Below are 15,549 nucleotides of genomic sequence, written 5' to 3'. Positions count from 1 at the left end.
GCATATGGTCATAGAGACATGCTATCGGAAAGGTGAACGCGGCATGAACAGATCTTTCCTGCACGGAGCCATGGTGTTGATGGTTGCCATGCTCGTAACCCGAGTCATGGGCTTTGCCTACCGAATTGTGCTCACCCGTATGATAGGCGCATCAGGGATAGGCCTGTTCCAAATGGTGTTCCCGCTGCTCGGTTTCGTGATGACCTTTGTGACAGCGGGTCTACCGATTGCCATCTCCAAGCTCGTTGCGGAAGCGTACGTTCAACACGACCGCGTCCGCATCCAGCGAATCCTTCGAGTGAGTACGGCTGTCATTCTGACCATGGCCGCCGTGTTTACCGTCCTGATGTGGCTCCTACGCCACCAGGTGCAGAAACATTGGTTGACAGATCCAAACGCCTACACAACGTATCTTGCGATGATTCCAATTGTCGCCGTCATCGCTGTGTCCGCCATCTTTCGCGGTTACTTCCAAGGCCTGCAGGACATGGCGCCCCCGGCTTGGGCGTCCATACTGGAACAAACCGTTCGCATTCTCAGCGTGTGGGCGCTGGCCACGTACTTCATGCAATACTCACTGGCGTTTGCCGCCGCCGCCGCGATGATGGGGATGGTTCTGGGCGAGTTGGCAGGCATGCTGTTCCTAGCAGCACAGTACATGTGGCGTGGTCGCCCCAGACTCATTCTCCCGAATGCACCGATGCGCAGCATGGAGAGTACCAGTAAGACTTTGAAGTCGATTGTAGAAGTCGCAGCGCCTGTCACGCTGAGCCGGCTCATCTGGTCTGTCATTTACGCCCTGGAACCCGTCCTTGTCACGCGGGCGCTCCTCGCCGCGGGTCTGACGACCGCGACGGCGACGATGCTGTACGGGCAGTACGGCGGCATGGCCATCCCGTTGCTCGTGTTCCCAACCGTGTTTACAAGCTCACTGCGGACCAACCTCGTTCCATCCGTTTCGGAAGCGGTGGCGGCCCGGTCCCATCACCGCGTACGCCGACGAGTCGTGCAAAGTTGGACAGCGACAGCGCTGGTTGGGCTTCCAACGTCCATCGTCCTGTGGCTATACGCCGAGCCCCTGTGCCGCACCATCTTTAAGGAGCCATCGGTAGGCCCGATATTGGCCATCATGGCACCTGCCGGGTTTCTCTTGTACCTACAGGGACCCTTGTCAGCGATTTTACAGGGGCTGAACCGCGCGGGGATTGCCATGAGAAACGACGTCATTGGCGGCGTGGTCCGGCTGGCGCTGATCTACGTCCTCGCGTCCGATCCGCGCCTGAGCATTCGGGGGGTCGCCTGGGCGCTGACAATATCCGTGTGCCTGACAGCCATCCTGCACCTGTGGAGTTTGAACCGTATTGTGGGTCTGACGATTGACGCCGTGGATACGGCGAAAATTCTCTTTTCTACCGTAGCCATGACCGTATTTTTCCACATCCTCACACCACCGCACGACCACATGTCCGGTCTGCAACTATTGTTTGCCATCAGTGCTGGACTGTTGTTCTACTTCGTCCTGCTGTGCATGTTACGCGTCATCACCACCCGACGAGTTCGCCGCATTCCACGGGTGGGCCGTTGGCTGTCCATCATGGTGTCGGCCATTCCGTTTTCAATGTGACCCGTCGCCGGCGTTTCCTTCACGCTTGTCGCTGTTCCCATCCCCGTTATCCATCGCGTCAATGAACAGCGTGCCATCGGGGTCCACTGATGCGAAGAACACGTCTTCCACGCGCTTGTATCCGCGCCGATTCAACTCTTGCAGCAGCCACTGTTTGTCGCGATGCAAGTGGTCTAGCGTCTTTTGAATCAGTTGCCCGTCCTTGATCACAGGCATGTGAATGCTCTCAGGAGACACTTTCTGGTGGAGGTCAGCCGGCGTCACGGGTCTCCGTTCCGCCTTTGGAAACACACTGAGTTTTCCTGAGGTTTCGAGAATCGCAAACTCCACGTCCGCTACGTTTGCGATGCCCTTTTCACGCAGTTGCATCATCAGGTCGTTGACGGTATACCGCATCTTTCGCATTTCCTTGTCCTGAATCTGACCGTGTTCCACAAGAATCGTCGGTTCACCGTCAATCAGGTGTCGGAAACGGCGGCTCTTTAACTGTATTATCGCGACCAACACTTGCAAGGCCACCAGGGAGCCGACAGACAGCAGCGCCTGCATCAAGGGTTGATCCGTATCCTCCATCGGTACTGTGGACAGCTCCGCAATCATCACCGAAACGACGAAGTCGAATACAGAAAGTTGTCCAATTTCGCGCTTTCCCATCACGCGCAAGGCAATCCCGACGACGATGTAGAGGATGACAATGCGCAGGCAAAACTCCCAGATTGGTATCTTTAACACAACGTAGCCCCCTTCCGGCCATAGTATGACCGGAAGGGGGCTGACTTACCATCGACGACTTCTGAGGCGTCATACAGCACCATGATTCCGATAGGATGTTTGGAATGTTTTGTATATTCATTGTATCACATCATTTCATAGCAGTGGCCATGCAAGAATATGAATAAGTCAGACAGGCAAAGGCAGGGGCTCAATGATTTCAGTTGTGAAAGGAGCGAGTACATTGGATATGTCGTTGCGCGGAACAATGGGGGTCCTCCGGCGCTTTCCCGTCCTTTATGGTCTGGCTTGGAGCTTGTTTCTGGCTCTGGTAGGCATCCTGTGTGTCGCAGTATGGGCTCATTATGGATCTCCAAGCGACAGCCACATACTCGTGGCGGCGTACGTGATTCACTGTTTGGCCATCTTTCTCGGCGGTATCTCCGGAAGCCGTGCTGCTGCGGAACGAGGCTGGTTTTACGGCGGAATGGTTGGCCTGTTGTACGCTCTCGTCATGATTGGTATCGGACTTGTCGTATTTACCACGTTCTCGATGGATCCAAGTGGACTGTTTCGGTTGTTGCTGATGTGCCTGATAGGCTGTTTTGGAGGAATTATCGGCGTCAACACCGTCTCTGACTGAGCACCGAGGCCCCAATCCACATCGATTCATTCCATCAAAAAGGCCCGCGCTTCGCGCGGGCTCAGAATTACGCTTCTGACTTGGCCGCCTCTGGAGCCGGCTCGATAACTCGCATCACTGCGCGCGGATCCATCTCCAATTCCACGCCGTCGGCCACATTCACGCGCAATATGTCATCTTGCACAGACACAACGCGACCGTAAATCCCCGAGGTGGTCATGATTTTCGCGCCGGGGCCCATGCTTTGCATCATTTGTTGACGCTGTTTCTGCTGCCTGCGTTGAGGCAGAATGAGCAGCGCGTAAAATACCACCAGCATAACAACAATCAGTATAATGTTGCCCAAACTTACACTTCCTTTCCCGCGTTTCTATCATTATACCCGTACCGTTCATAAAATTCCTGTTTGTACTCCGGGAATCGGTTCTGTTCAATGGCCTCCCGAATCCGCTCCATGGTCTTGAGCAAGAAGTACAAATTGTGGTACGTGGTCAATCGGATGCCGAGTACTTCTTCAGCCTTGATTAAGTGCCGGATGTACGCACGTGTGAACGTCCGGCAAACCCTGCAATCGCAGTCTTCGTCGAGCGGCCTCATATCGTTGGCATACGTTGCGTTGCGAATGACCAGCTTGCCGTGTGACGTGAGCACCGTTCCGTTCCGTGCAATGCGAGTTGGCAGCACGCAGTCGAACATGTCAATGCCCCGTTCAACGCCTTCAAACAGGTCATCGGGAGAGCCGACCCCCATCAGGTAACGCGGTTTGTCAACCGGGAGCAACGGCGTGGTAAATTCGAGAATGTCGTACATGAGCGGCTTGGGCTCGCCCACGCTGAGTCCTCCTACAGCATAGCCCGGCAAGTCCATGTCCACCAACGCCTCGGCTGCCGCCTTGCGCAAATCTCGGTATTCGCCGCCCTGGACAATCCCAAACAACGCCTGTTCCTCTGGCCGGGCATGCGCCGCCTTGCAACGCTTTGCCCAGTCGAGCGTGCGTCGTAACGACACTTCCAGGTATTCTCGAGACGCGGGATACGGTGGACACTCATCGAACGCCATAATGATGTCGGCGCCCAACGCGTTTTCGATTTGCATCACCGTCTCCGGTGAGAAGAAACGAGGACTGCCGTCTAGGTGCGAGCGAAACTGGACCCCTTCGTCCGTAATTTTCCGCAAATCCGACAGACTGAACACCTGAAACCCGCCGCTGTCTGTCAAAATGGCGCCGTTCCACTGCATAAACGAGTGCAGACCACCGGCTGCACGCACCAATTCTTCACCCGGGCGCAAGTGCAGATGGTACGTGTTGGACAGGATGATGCCGGCCCCGATTTCGGCGAGCTCCCACGGTGCCATGGTCTTTACTGTAGCCTGGGTCCCCACAGGCATGAATACAGGGGTTTCAATCGTACCGTGCGGCGTGTGGACGCGTCCGCGCCGAGCCATGGTTCTCGAGCATCGATGCAATAACTCATACCGAACTGGCGGATGTGACAAGTTCAGCCCTCCTGGTGATGAACATCGCGTCTCCAAAGCTAAAGAAACGATAACGCTGCGCCACTGCTTCGCGATAAGCAGCCAACGTAAATTCTTTTCCCATCATGGCGGCAACCAACATAATCAACGTGGACTTCGGCAAGTGAAAATTGGTGATCAATGCATCCACCACTTTGAACTTGTAACCAGGGTAAATAAAGATCCCCGTCTCGCCACGTCCCGCTAGGACCTTACCGCTCTGGCCGGCGCTCTCGAGCGTGCGCAGCGCCGTCGTTCCTACGGCTATCACTCGACGGCCGTCCGCTTTTGCCTGTGCCACCGCACGAGCGGTCTCCTCGGTCACTTCGTAGGTTTCCGTATGCATCACGTGTTTCTCGACTTCCTGCACTTGCACCGGACGAAACGTGCCAATTCCCACATGCAAGGTCACGAAGCGCGTCTCCACCCCTGCTTCGCGCACTTTCGCCAATAAGTCTTTGGTAAAGTGCAGGCCCGCGGTCGGCGCGGCGACAGACCCAGCCGGTTCCGCGTAAACCGTTTGGTAGCGCGACGGTTCTTTCAGGGGAGTCTGTATGTATGGAGGAAGCGGCATGGTTCCGTATGTTTGCAAAAAGTCGTCGAAGGAGCCGGACACTTCGAAACGCACAAGGCGCAATCCCCCGTCGAGTACGTCCGTGACCACCGCGACGTTTTCCGACTCAACGTCGCCCACGACGTTGTCCTCCGAAGGTTTGCGGAACACAATCTTGGTCCCCGGTTTCAAGCGTTTCGCAGGTTTTGCCATGGCCTCCCACTCCACGTCGGAGCGCGGGCGCGTCAACAGCAGTTCTACGTTGGCTCCAGTGTCGGATTTTTTACCGTAAAGTCGAGCGGGAATCACCTTGGAATTGTTGAACACAAGGAGATCTCCAGGACGCAGGTAGTCCAGCAGACGGCGAAACTCGCTGTGGACCATGGTGTGTGCGACCGGATCGACCACCATTAACCGCGAGTCTTCTCGATGTTCGAGAGGCGTTTGTGCAATCAATTCCTCCGGCAAGTCGTAATCAAATTCTTCAACCAGCACTCTCATTCACCTTTCAATCTGTACGTGCGGGTCTTATTATACGCGAACACAGACAATGTCCCAAATCAGCGGCTCGTGCCGTGCGCACATGCAAAACGGACACCTGCATTCGCTGGCGTCCGTTGGTATTCATCGAATAAGTAGCTTAATGATTCCGTAATAAACCGAATAGTCCACTGAGCAGTCCACCGTTTTTTGATTCACTTTTTGAGTGATTTGTTGACGGGTGGCAATGCCCACACTTCTTTTCCTTGTCGTGCTTCTTTGAGTTTCCAGACGAACCTGGGCCACCCAGGGCAGCAGAAGCTGCTGTCTCTTTCTCATCGTCCGCTCGGATATCATTCCACGGTCTGTCCATGTTGACATGGTGATTGCCCTTGTCGTCATTCTTCGAACCACCAGTCTGCTCGTGCGCCTGTGAATTGACGCTAGGCAGCAGGAGAACACCGAGGGGGACAGTGATCACACTGTTCCCCAGATGTACGGTAACACTGTTCTCTGAGTCTTGCGCCTTATTCGAAGCCTGGTTGCCCGTCCCAGTTCCTGGACCTTTGCCAGTGTGATTTGAGGATGGACCACCAACGCTCAGATGATTTCCGACGACGGTCTGTGCAGATGAACCCTTGTGCTCCGAGGCGCTCGGTATTGCAGGTCGGTTGCTGGACACCTTTTCGCTCGGCGCATGGCCTAGGCTCGGAACTGCGTTACTTGTGACAACCGAAGGTGTAGGAACTGGCAGTTGTTTCAGCCATTTTTCAATTTGTTCAACATCGTTCGCATGAAGTACCTGCATCGCTGATTTCGACTTGGTGCTCGACAGGATGCTACCGAGTGTTTCACCCTGCAACTGGTTCAGACTGACCGACTGTCCTTCGGTACTCGCAATCAGGTATGCGGCCAATTTCCCAGGTGATATGTTCGCCTGATTCGCCGCGCTCCAAATCATGCTCGACAGTCCCAGCGCATACACCTTCGGGTGGTGTTTCTGCACCAGTGGATTGCTGTAGATGGCCGACTGCACATCTTGTTCGGCTTGCGTCGCGATTTTCTCGGCCGTCTGATCCACCTTTGCATTCGACTGCGCCGGTGCTGCCGAAATCAGGATGGTGTCTGCGTCCGGCAGCATGCCGTCTTGTGCAGCAGCATTCAGCACGTCCGAAACAGCACGTTTTAAGGGTTCACCTTTCAATTTCAATTGGGACACCAATCGTCGGCCATCTGCATTCATCCCCGTCGCGTCAATGACCACCATCTGCGAATTCACGGTGACGGCGACGCTCGGGTTGATGTCAATGGAAACGCGCGCATACGCTTCCACCGGGTGCTCCACACCGACGCTCCACCACGCGCCGGCCGCAATCGCCAGACACGCTGCCGCACCCGCGATGCCAACGCGATACCAGATTCCAGAAAATCCCCAGCGCCGCGCTCTCGCTCCACGGTTTGGGGCCACATCGTGGGACTCCCAGGAAACCTCACTGCCCACGGCCATGTCGGCGCTGCGCGGCAACCTGCAAAATTCTCCGTCCGCAGATAACACGACTGCGGAATCCACCGTCAAATCCATCACAATCCCTCGACGGCGCATCCTTGCCCCCCCTCTCTACTCGGAAATGAATGACTGCAGGTGCTGAAAATCTCCGCACAGCAGCAAGACCACGGCGAGGATGTACTTTCGTTGGCGCTCCATCGTCTTTCTCGAGACGCCGACGCGGTCCTCCAAGGCTTTCAGGGGCAACGCCTTTTTCTCGAGGACGTATTCACGAAGTTCTGCGTCGTCTGCGACGATCCGCGCGACCTGAATGGCGTGTGCACGCGCATCGGCGTGTTTCGGCGACAAATCCACAAGTTCGCTGAACGACAGTCCGTAGTCTCGCAAACGCTCCGCGTACTCCGCAATCTCCAGGCGGCGCGCCTCCTGTTCTTCCGCCCGCTGGTGAACTGCGATGGAAGTCTGTACTTCCACGTAGTTCGTCACGTTGTCTTCATCGTCGACGACATCGAACTCGGTCCAGGGCACTGCCCTCGACTGGGTCCGTTGTGTCCGGAAGTGGTCAATCAGACGGCGTCGGATGATGGTTTCCGCAAATCCGAGGAAATTGACGTTCCGATCCGGATTGTACCTGTCGATGGCTTCGTTCATCGCAAGCAAAGCCACACTGTACTCGTCATCCCGTCCCCGTTCAATGTACCGCCTCGAGGCCTGCGAGGCAATGCGTAGCACGAATGGAGAATACGTTTCAATCAAGGCGTTGCGGGCGTCCTCATCCCCCGCCTGCGCTCGTTGAAGCAACTTATCCAGTTGACGGTTGTCCTCGGTGTTCTTGCGGCGAAAGAGCAATCCACGCACGCATTCCACCTCGCTCCACTATTTTCGTTCTCGACGCAGTGTTTCTTGGGGTCGCAGCCCGCGCGGGACATATGTTCATTCCACATCTCCACCAATCCGCTCTGGGACAGGGTAATTCAAGTGTTGATAGGCGCGTACGGTGGCAATTCGGCCACGCGGCGTACGCTGTATCAAGCCCATTTGAATTAAATAGGGTTCATAGACATCTTCAATGGTTCCAGACTCTTCACCGACTGCAGCTGCCAAGGTGTCGAGTCCCACCGGACCCCCTCCGAATTTCTGGATCATCGTCATTAATACTTTGTAGTCCAATTCATCCAGTCCTAGGTCGTCCACATTCAGTTTGCTGAGCGCGTGGGCAGCAATCTCTTTCGTGAGAACGGCGGCGCGTTCCACCTGGGCAAAGTCGCGCACGCGCTTCAGCAAGCGGTTTGCAATTCTTGGCGTCCCCCGCGACCGGCGCGCAATTTCGGCCGCAGCTTCGTCGTCCATCGGAAGACGCAGGATATCTCCAGTGCGCCGAATAATTTTCGTCAAATCTTCCACGGTGTAATAGTCTAAATGTGCAATCACACCAAACCGATCTCGCAGCGGCGCCGACAGCAAACCTGCTCGCGTCGTGGCGCCTATTAACGTAAACGGCGGCAAGTCCAAGCGTACGGAGCGCGCGCTCGGCCCCTTGCCAATCATAATATCAATGGCGTAATCCTCCATGGCTGGATACAGGACTTCTTCCACGGCCCGCGACAACCTGTGAATTTCGTCAATGAACAGGACGTCGCCCGGCTGCAGGTTCGTCAACAGCGCGGCAAGATCTCCCGGTCTTTCAATGGCAGGCCCTGACGTAATACGAATATGTACGCCAAGTTCATTCGCAATAATCATCGAAAGCGACGTCTTGCCCAGCCCAGGTGGTCCGTACAGTAACACGTGGTCCAGCGATTCGGACCTCTCCTTGGCCGCCTCGATAAAGACGCGCAAGTTGTCCTTGATTTTATCTTGTCCGATGTAATCGTCCAAAAAGCGAGGCCGAAGGGATTCAAACGCAGCGTCCTCGCCACTCCAGTCCGCAGATATCACTCGTTCAGTCAAACGTCATTCCCTCCATCTTGCGCCCTCGGGTCATCCCAACCGTGAGTTCTCGACAGTGTAAGTCAGCGAGACATCCTCTGTAAACACAGTCGCAACGCGTCTTCAACGGCGATGGATGGCGCTTCTGAGAGGACTTGACGCACTTGCTCCACAGCTTGCCTTTCATTATAGCCAAGGCTCACCAATGCCTCAACGACATCTCGTTCAACCTGGCTCGCCTCCGTCGCGGCGGACGCAGCGACCTGTTTACGAGACGTCGTCCTTGACACGCGCCACATAGCCTCCAATTTGTCCTTGAGTTCCACGACCAAACGCTGTGCCGTCTTTTTCCCGACGCCAGGCAATCGACAGAGCGCGTCGACATCCTCCGCGTAAATGGCTTCCGCAAAGTCCGCCCCGCTGATGCCAGATAGAATTTGCAAGGCGCCTTTGGGACCGATTCCCGATACGCCAATCAACAATTCAAACCAGTTCCGGTCGTCTTCGGTGGGAAATCCGTACAGCAATATGGCGTCTTCCCGCACGGCCTGGTAAGTGAACAAAAACACTTCCTGACCGCTTTGCAGGCTGTCTGCGACGTTTTGCGCCACAAAGGCGCGATAGCCAACACCGTGCACGTCGACGTCGACGTACCCTTCCCCGACCGTATGTGCGATGCCGCGCAAAAACGCAATCACGGCTTGACACCCCTTCCGTAGTTCACCGTGCGCGCCCGGGGAGACGCCACGCGTTCTACCAAGTTTAACATGGGCGTCGAATGCGCATGCGTTATCGCAACGGCCAACGCGTCGGCTGTGTCATCCGGCTTCGGCACGGTGGCCAGGTTGAGTAACACTCGAACCATTTCCTGTACCTGTTTCTTATCCGCCTTTCCATAGCCTGTTACAGCCATTTTCACCTGCATTGGCGTGTACTCTGCCATCGTCAGCCCTGCTTCTACACCTGCCAACAGCGCAACGCCTCGGGCTTGACCGACGACGAACGCCGTGGTTGTATTTCGATTGAAAAACAGTTCTTCGACCGCCATCACGTGCGGGTGATATTCAACCACGATGTTTCGCAAATCCTGATATATCTTTTGTAGACGCTGTGCAACCGTCCATTCCGGCGGCGTCTCAATACAGCCGTAATCAATAGCCTGCGTGTGATTTCCAGCAACGGCAACAATACCGTATCCCATTCGTGCAATACCAGGGTCAATTCCAATGATGCGCTGTTCGTCCATCTGTAGGTCCTCCCTAGGCTATATGACTTCGCGTTTTGGATCAAGAAATCCTACTTGACGACCAGTACGGAATGGCATACGCGCCATCCGTGGAGGATGGCTCAACCCCCTTCTCAAACCAAAAGCATCCATTCCAAGGAGAATGGATGCCTTGTCGCGAGCTGATTTTGCAAACTTCAGTTGGTGGCAGTGCGCAGGAAATGAGGAAAGCGCAGGAAAGCGGCGAGCAGACCAGCCAGGCCAAACGCAAACAGGACAGCCGACGTCTGCCACACGCCGCCGAGCGCGGCGCCTCCCAACGTAATCAGCATCGTGATGGCTCTGCCTTGGTTTTTTCCGCGTATCCACATGGAAACGGCCAAACCGATGCCGGTTCCGCAAATCGACAGACAGAGCACGATGCGACTGATGGCGCTCAAGTCTCCGAGATTCACCCCATAGACAAAATGTCCGAACCCCAGTAGAATGACACACTGAATCAAAACGGCGATAATGGCAGGTACCCACATGCCGAGGAGATACGTGATGGGACGCATCGGTGTACTGCGCAAGCGCGCCAGCATTCCAGATTCTTTCTCTCCCAGAAAGCTTCGCATCATACTCATAATAATGAAGAAGACGAACATCACAGTGTACCCAGGCACGACCTGGTCCAGCATACTCACCTTCGTCCCGTTGTCGCCACTTTCCTGGATCTCCTGAATCAGCACAGAGGGTTGCAAGATCTCATGTACTTGTTGCGGACTCTTGCCCGCCGCAGTCAGTACATTGGCAATGTGCTGCTTCTGATATTCGTTCGCGACGGCATTCAAGACCGATTCAATGGGTCCGGATACCGTGTTCGCCGTGACGTCGCGGTAAAATTGAATGTTGGCTTGATGTTGGCCGGACGCAATGGCCTGGCCAAAGCCTTTCGGAATGACAACCAGCGAGTCCATTTTCCCGTCTTTGATCTTCTGAATCTCGTCATCCACCGAGGACGACGCAGCCGGTTTCAAAGCGAATCCGTTCACGTGGCCGACTGCCTGCAAGAAGCTCCTGGACACAGTGGACTGATCCAGATCCACATAGTTGACCGTCAGCGTCGAATTGGAAGCTCCGGAGAAGACCGAGCCAAACAACACGATAAACAATATAGGCTGATGATGAGAAAAAAGAAGTTTCCCTTTCCCTTCAACAGCAATTTCAACTCTTTGCGGACGATGCTCCACATCTCTTTAGTACCCTCCTTCGGTCCAGAAAGCGGTCACGTCAATCCCGCAAACTTGTTCCTGTCAGTGAGAGAAACACGGATTCCAGCGAGGGGCGAACCATTTCCAGCGCTTCTATCTCCACCCCGTGTTCCGACGCTGTGTGCAAGATGTGTTGCATCGCATCCATCACGTCATCCGTTTCAATCACCCAGCCGTTGCCCTGGCGACAGGTTTTTCTGGCGCCGGGAAACGGCGGCAATGTTTCGAAACCGTCGGCTTCCACGTACACCGACTCGGTGCCAAAGCGCTGCAGCAACTCCTTTAAGGGCCCTTCGGCAATGGCTCAGCTTTTCGTACAACGTAATGCTCTGAGGTACGTACCCAACTTGCCTGCGAATGACGTTTTTGTCTGTGGCCGCGTTCAAACCGAACATCTGCGCCGTGCCTCCGTCCGGTTCGACAATACCGGTCACGGCCGCTGGGAATGGTGAGATTGAGTTGTTGTAGGGCGTATTTCTGCCCATATTGCTTCGTGACTTCCGTGCAGATGACTGCGGCGTCTGTCATGGGTCACTGTCGCCTCCCCGTTTCGCTTGTAGGTATTTCAGAATGTCTTCCCAGGAGTAGCCAAGGCTCTTCATCTTCTGCAAGAACTCTTCCATCACGCGGTGAGCCAGTTCTGTCCGAAATTGTTCCACGCGTTCCTGCGACGTGGTGATAAACGTACCCTGCCCTCGCCGCGTCTCTGTCAAGCCCTCTCGTTCCATTTCCTGGTACGCGTGCATGACCGTATTCGGCGTTACCCTCAGGGCTTGCGCCATTTCTCGAACCGACGGGATTTTTTCACCGAGGGGAATGTCTCCCCTGGCGATGGCGCTGCTCATTTGCTCCAGAATTTGCTCGTAAATCGGCCGGCTGAGATCCAAGCGAAAGCGCAGTGAGCCAACTTGGCGTTCATCCAACATCCTCCCTCCCATCGAGAGACCCAGGAGTATCATGTGATTTAAGTGTATCATAACATGTAATACACTTAATACAAGAGGGCTTACACGTAAATTTCTCCCTCCACACCAAAAAGGCATTCGTTCCGCGCGGAAACGAATGCCTGAACCATTCCAATGAAATTGTGCAAAACGAATCGCTTGATACATCTGTTCCTATAAAGATATCCGGGCACGCAACATGCACAGTAGGGCTATACTGAACTTTCGCCAAACCCCGGCAGCGGCGCGACCTCTTTCACATACACAGGCATCTGAACAAACCACGTCAGCCCATGGTCCATCCGCCAACTGGAGGATTCTGTCGCGAAGGCGTTGAGCGTGTCGTCCGCAATCTGGCGCACCTGAATACTGCCTCTCCCATCCGGGTACAGCGTGACAAACGCCGCCGGCTGAGGGTGCGATTGCACGGTAGCCCACGCCTGCGCTGTGACGGGTTGGCCAAAGTCGAATACCGACGGAGTATCGGCACATGCGACTTGAGGCAAAAACAGTGCACCACACAGAAGAAATAGCCCTGTCGCTATGCCGCCTACTGCACAGTTGGCAAATGTCCGAGTCCGCTTCGGCATGCTTCCTCACCCTCTCCATCCTGGTCGAGACTAGCATGCCACTCGGGATCTACGGTTATTCAGTCTGCGGGCTCGAAGTTCGTATAGACGTTTTGCACGTCATCGTGCGCCTCGAGCGCTTCTATCAGGTCCATGACTGCTTCTGCTTGTTCGCCGTCCAGCGTCATCCAGTTGTCTGGTTGGTACGTCAACTCCGCGTCCTCCAACGTCAAGCCCGCACCTTCCAACGCGTCCCGGACTGACTTGAATGCCTCTGGCGCCGTAATGACAAGGTAGGAATCCTCGTCTTCCTTGATGTCATCTGCTCCGGCTTCCAAAGCCTGCAGCATCAATTCATCCCCGCTCATGGGACAGCCTTCCTTCAGGATGGTGATAGCGCCGATGCGGTGGAACATCCACGAAACACAACCGGCTTCACCGAGGTTTCCGCCCCGCTTGGAGAAAATGTGACGTACATCGGCCGCTGTCCGATTGCGGTTGTCCGTCACAATATCCAGCATGATGGCCACGCCGTACGGACCGTACCCTTCGTACATCAATTCCTCGTACGAAACACCTTGCAGGGTTCCCGTCGCCTTCGCAATCGTGCGAGCAATGTTGTCCGCAGGCAAATTGTTTTGCCTTGCCCGTTCAATGGCGACCTTCAGCCGGAAGTTGGTCTCCGGATTCCCCCCGCCTTCCTTCGCAGCCAAGTAGATATCTCGGGACAACTTCGTGAACAACTGGCCGCGAATCGCGTCCTGCTTTCCCTTTCGCCGTTGGATGTTGTGCCATTTCGAATGCCCAGCCATGGATTTCCCCCCTCAGTGTTGTATCAACCATGCTGTACGCTTCACTGCCCCCAGTCGCGTAAATAACGAAAGTCGACGCCGACCGTACGCGACGACAACTTCGCAATAATGGGCGGCTTTCTCTTGTATTGATTGCGCTCCACGCGACGGACGATGGCTTGCAGCGTGGCGGCGTCGTACCCTTGGCGGATCAAATCGTCGACGGAGCAGCGAAGGTCCACAAGTTGGTACAACACCTCGTCGGCAAACTCGTACGTGAAACCAAGCTCCTTTTCGTCCGTCTGATCTTGCCATAGGTCGGCACTTGGGGGCTTCTCGAGAATTGACTGCGGAACCCCCAGATAACGCGACAACTGTCGCACCTGCGACTTGTAGAGGTCGCCGATAGGGTTGAGTGCGCTCGCGAGATCGCCAAACTGCGTGCCGTACCCCAACAACAACTCGGTCTTGTTACTTGTGCCAAGAACCAAGGCAGAAAAGTGGGCGGACAGGTCAAACAACGTGCTCATTCGCTCGCGCGCCATGCGGTTGCCTCGTCGCAGAGGGGTTGCCGGGACCCCTAATCGTTCGTCCATCGCCGCAAAAAACGCATCCACAGGCGCACTGATGGGAACCACCAGTGCCTGCAAACCTAAGTCATCCACCACGGCCTGAGCGTCGGATAAGCTTTTCGGGTTACTTGTGGTGTACGGCATCATCACAGCGTGACACCGTTCCGATCCCAAAGCGCGTACAGCCAGATATGCCACAAGCGCCGAGTCGATGCCACCGGACAGGCCGAAAACCACCTTCTGAAACCCTGCCTTCTCGACCTCTTCCCGGATAAACGCCGTCAGTACTTCAGCCGTCAGTTTCTCATTGATCTGAAGGCGGCGTGCAATCTCCGTATTCACCACGCGTCCCTCGCTTCCTGCCCATGTACCAGTCGATTCAGTGAACGCAGGACCAAGTCCTTATTTTCGTCCCGCAAAATCGGGGTTGTAAAGCGAGCGCGCCGGATGAGTGTCATATCCAGATCACCCACCACAAGCGTTTCCTCGAGAGTCGGGGCGTGCACCACCCACTCGCCCGTCGGACTGACTACGCCAGAGCCCCCGAAAAAGTTAATGCCGTCTTCGAACCCCACGCGGTTGACAAACACAATAAACACGCCGAACAGCTGCGCGTACACCTGCAACAAATCCTGCCAGAATTTTTGAGATCCGAACTGGTCTTGCTCGGTCACACTGCGGGCAGGACTGGCCGCCGGAAGAATCAAGAGGTCCGATCCAGCCAAAGACAACAAGTACGGACTGGACACGTGCCAAGCGTCCTCGCAGATTAACATCCCGGTTGTCCCGTACTTCGTCTGGACTGTGTCAAAGCGGTCGCCGCGCGCAAAATAACGTCCTTCATCGAACATGCCGTATGTAGGCAAATACACCTTGCGGTGCACGTGCCGAATTTCCCCCTCGGACGCATAGACTGTGGATACATAAAAAAGATGTTCCTGCGATTCTTCCACGAAACTGAATGTAATATCGATGTCGCGGCTGGCATCCACCATTTGGCGGATGTCCGCGTCTTTCAGCGTACGGGCGACATCAAGTGTCAGATCCTGCACTTGGTAGCCGGTCAGTCCAAGCTCCGGAAAAACGACGACAGAAGCGCCCTCTCCCTTAGCCTGTTCGACCCATGTCAGGTGTTTGTCCAGATTTGCCTTGACGTCGCCGAGCACTGGCCGAACTTGTCCAAGTGCCACTCTCACCTGCTGCGTCACGTACGTCACACTCCCAGAGGCCTCT

Annotated in this window: 18 protein-coding genes; 2 read left to right on the top strand and 16 right to left on the bottom strand. The window is 55.3% G+C overall.

The genetic code is table 11. The annotated features are described in order from the left end of the window. Window positions 1–43 precede the first annotated feature (43 nt). Window positions 44–1,624, top strand: coding sequence for a stage V sporulation protein B (gene spoVB / locus YWK_RS0109030; protein ID WP_026964533.1), 1,581 nt, complete (start codon window positions 44–46; stop codon window positions 1,622–1,624). Here the strand turns inward: spoVB and YWK_RS19130 are convergent. Beyond that, the gene (locus YWK_RS19130; protein ID WP_245578570.1) at window positions 1,616–2,356 is read right to left on the bottom strand and encodes a DUF421 domain-containing protein; all 741 of its coding nucleotides are present in this window, start codon (window positions 2,354–2,356) and stop codon (window positions 1,616–1,618) included. The genes spoVB and YWK_RS19130 overlap by 9 nt on opposite strands. Before the next feature lie 229 nt (window positions 2,357–2,585). Here YWK_RS19130 and YWK_RS0109020 point away from each other — a divergent pair, with 229 nt between their 5' ends. Next, on the top strand, window positions 2,586–2,978 hold the full coding sequence (locus YWK_RS0109020; RefSeq protein ID WP_026964532.1) for a TIGR04086 family membrane protein: 393 nt from the start codon (window positions 2,586–2,588) through the stop codon (window positions 2,976–2,978). A 67-nt stretch (window positions 2,979–3,045) separates the two neighbouring features. On the opposite strand, the gene yajC is transcribed toward YWK_RS0109020, so the two are convergent. The 15 genes from yajC to YWK_RS19110 form a co-directional block, all read right to left on the bottom strand. Then, complete coding sequence (gene yajC, locus YWK_RS19125) at window positions 3,046–3,324, bottom strand: preprotein translocase subunit YajC (protein WP_051375406.1); 279 nt, start codon at window positions 3,322–3,324, stop codon at window positions 3,046–3,048. Window positions 3,325–3,326: 2 nt separating this feature from the next. Further along, complete coding sequence (gene tgt, locus YWK_RS0109010) at window positions 3,327–4,424, bottom strand: tRNA guanosine(34) transglycosylase Tgt (RefSeq protein ID WP_415782767.1); 1,098 nt, start codon at window positions 4,422–4,424, stop codon at window positions 3,327–3,329. A 25-nt stretch (window positions 4,425–4,449) separates the two neighbouring features. Further along, window positions 4,450–5,541, bottom strand: a complete 1,092-nt coding sequence (gene queA, locus YWK_RS0109005) for a tRNA preQ1(34) S-adenosylmethionine ribosyltransferase-isomerase QueA (protein WP_026964530.1) — start codon at window positions 5,539–5,541, stop codon at window positions 4,450–4,452. Window positions 5,542–5,686: 145 nt separating this feature from the next. Next, window positions 5,687–7,129: an anti-sigma factor domain-containing protein gene (locus tag YWK_RS0109000; protein WP_026964529.1), complete on the bottom strand. Its 1,443-nt coding sequence runs from the start codon at window positions 7,127–7,129 to the stop codon at window positions 5,687–5,689. A gap of 15 nt (window positions 7,130–7,144) precedes the next feature. Beyond that, the gene (gene sigI / locus YWK_RS0108995) at window positions 7,145–7,891 is read right to left on the bottom strand and encodes an RNA polymerase sigma factor SigI (RefSeq protein WP_035466550.1); all 747 of its coding nucleotides are present in this window, start codon (window positions 7,889–7,891) and stop codon (window positions 7,145–7,147) included. 75 nt (window positions 7,892–7,966) lie between these two features. Continuing rightward, window positions 7,967–8,983, bottom strand: coding sequence for a Holliday junction branch migration DNA helicase RuvB (gene ruvB, locus YWK_RS0108990; protein ID WP_026964527.1), 1,017 nt, complete (start codon window positions 8,981–8,983; stop codon window positions 7,967–7,969). A 62-nt stretch (window positions 8,984–9,045) separates the two neighbouring features. Further along, window positions 9,046–9,660, bottom strand: coding sequence for a Holliday junction branch migration protein RuvA (ruvA, locus tag YWK_RS0108985; RefSeq protein WP_026964526.1), 615 nt, complete (start codon window positions 9,658–9,660; stop codon window positions 9,046–9,048). Beyond that, window positions 9,657–10,208, bottom strand: a complete 552-nt coding sequence (ruvC, locus tag YWK_RS19120) for a crossover junction endodeoxyribonuclease RuvC (RefSeq protein ID WP_051375405.1) — start codon at window positions 10,206–10,208, stop codon at window positions 9,657–9,659. Before ruvC ends, ruvA begins: the two co-directional genes overlap by 4 nt. Before the next feature lie 176 nt (window positions 10,209–10,384). Beyond that, the gene (locus tag YWK_RS19115; protein WP_051375404.1) at window positions 10,385–11,419 is read right to left on the bottom strand and encodes an ABC transporter permease; all 1,035 of its coding nucleotides are present in this window, start codon (window positions 11,417–11,419) and stop codon (window positions 10,385–10,387) included. Window positions 11,420–11,459: 40 nt separating this feature from the next. Beyond that, entirely contained in the window at window positions 11,460–11,741 is a 282-nt protein-coding gene (locus YWK_RS0108970; RefSeq protein ID WP_084453593.1) for a DUF4162 domain-containing protein, read from the bottom strand. Between the two features lie 223 nt (window positions 11,742–11,964). After that, window positions 11,965–12,366, bottom strand: coding sequence for a GntR family transcriptional regulator (locus tag YWK_RS0108960; protein ID WP_425387176.1), 402 nt, complete (start codon window positions 12,364–12,366; stop codon window positions 11,965–11,967). A gap of 230 nt (window positions 12,367–12,596) precedes the next feature. Next, complete coding sequence (locus YWK_RS0108955) at window positions 12,597–12,974, bottom strand: hypothetical protein (RefSeq protein ID WP_026964522.1); 378 nt, start codon at window positions 12,972–12,974, stop codon at window positions 12,597–12,599. A gap of 59 nt (window positions 12,975–13,033) precedes the next feature. After that, entirely contained in the window at window positions 13,034–13,765 is a 732-nt protein-coding gene (locus tag YWK_RS0108950; protein ID WP_026964521.1) for a YebC/PmpR family DNA-binding transcriptional regulator, read from the bottom strand. Window positions 13,766–13,806: 41 nt separating this feature from the next. Further along, entirely contained in the window at window positions 13,807–14,661 is an 855-nt protein-coding gene (locus YWK_RS0108945; RefSeq protein WP_245578569.1) for an NAD+ synthase, read from the bottom strand. Continuing rightward, window positions 14,655–15,524 (bottom strand): nitrilase-related carbon-nitrogen hydrolase, encoded by an 870-nt coding sequence (locus tag YWK_RS19110; protein WP_051375430.1) that lies wholly within the window; start codon window positions 15,522–15,524, stop codon window positions 14,655–14,657. The genes YWK_RS0108945 and YWK_RS19110 overlap by 7 nt, the downstream gene beginning before the upstream one ends. Between the last annotated feature and the right edge of the window lie 25 nt (window positions 15,525–15,549).

This window comes from Alicyclobacillus pomorum DSM 14955, from assembly GCF_000472905.1.
Classification (GTDB): Bacteria; Bacillota; Bacilli; order Alicyclobacillales; family Alicyclobacillaceae; genus Alicyclobacillus_A; species Alicyclobacillus_A pomorum.
Note: the sequence above shows the minus strand (reverse complement) of the source record. Positions and strands in the feature narration are given on the sequence as shown.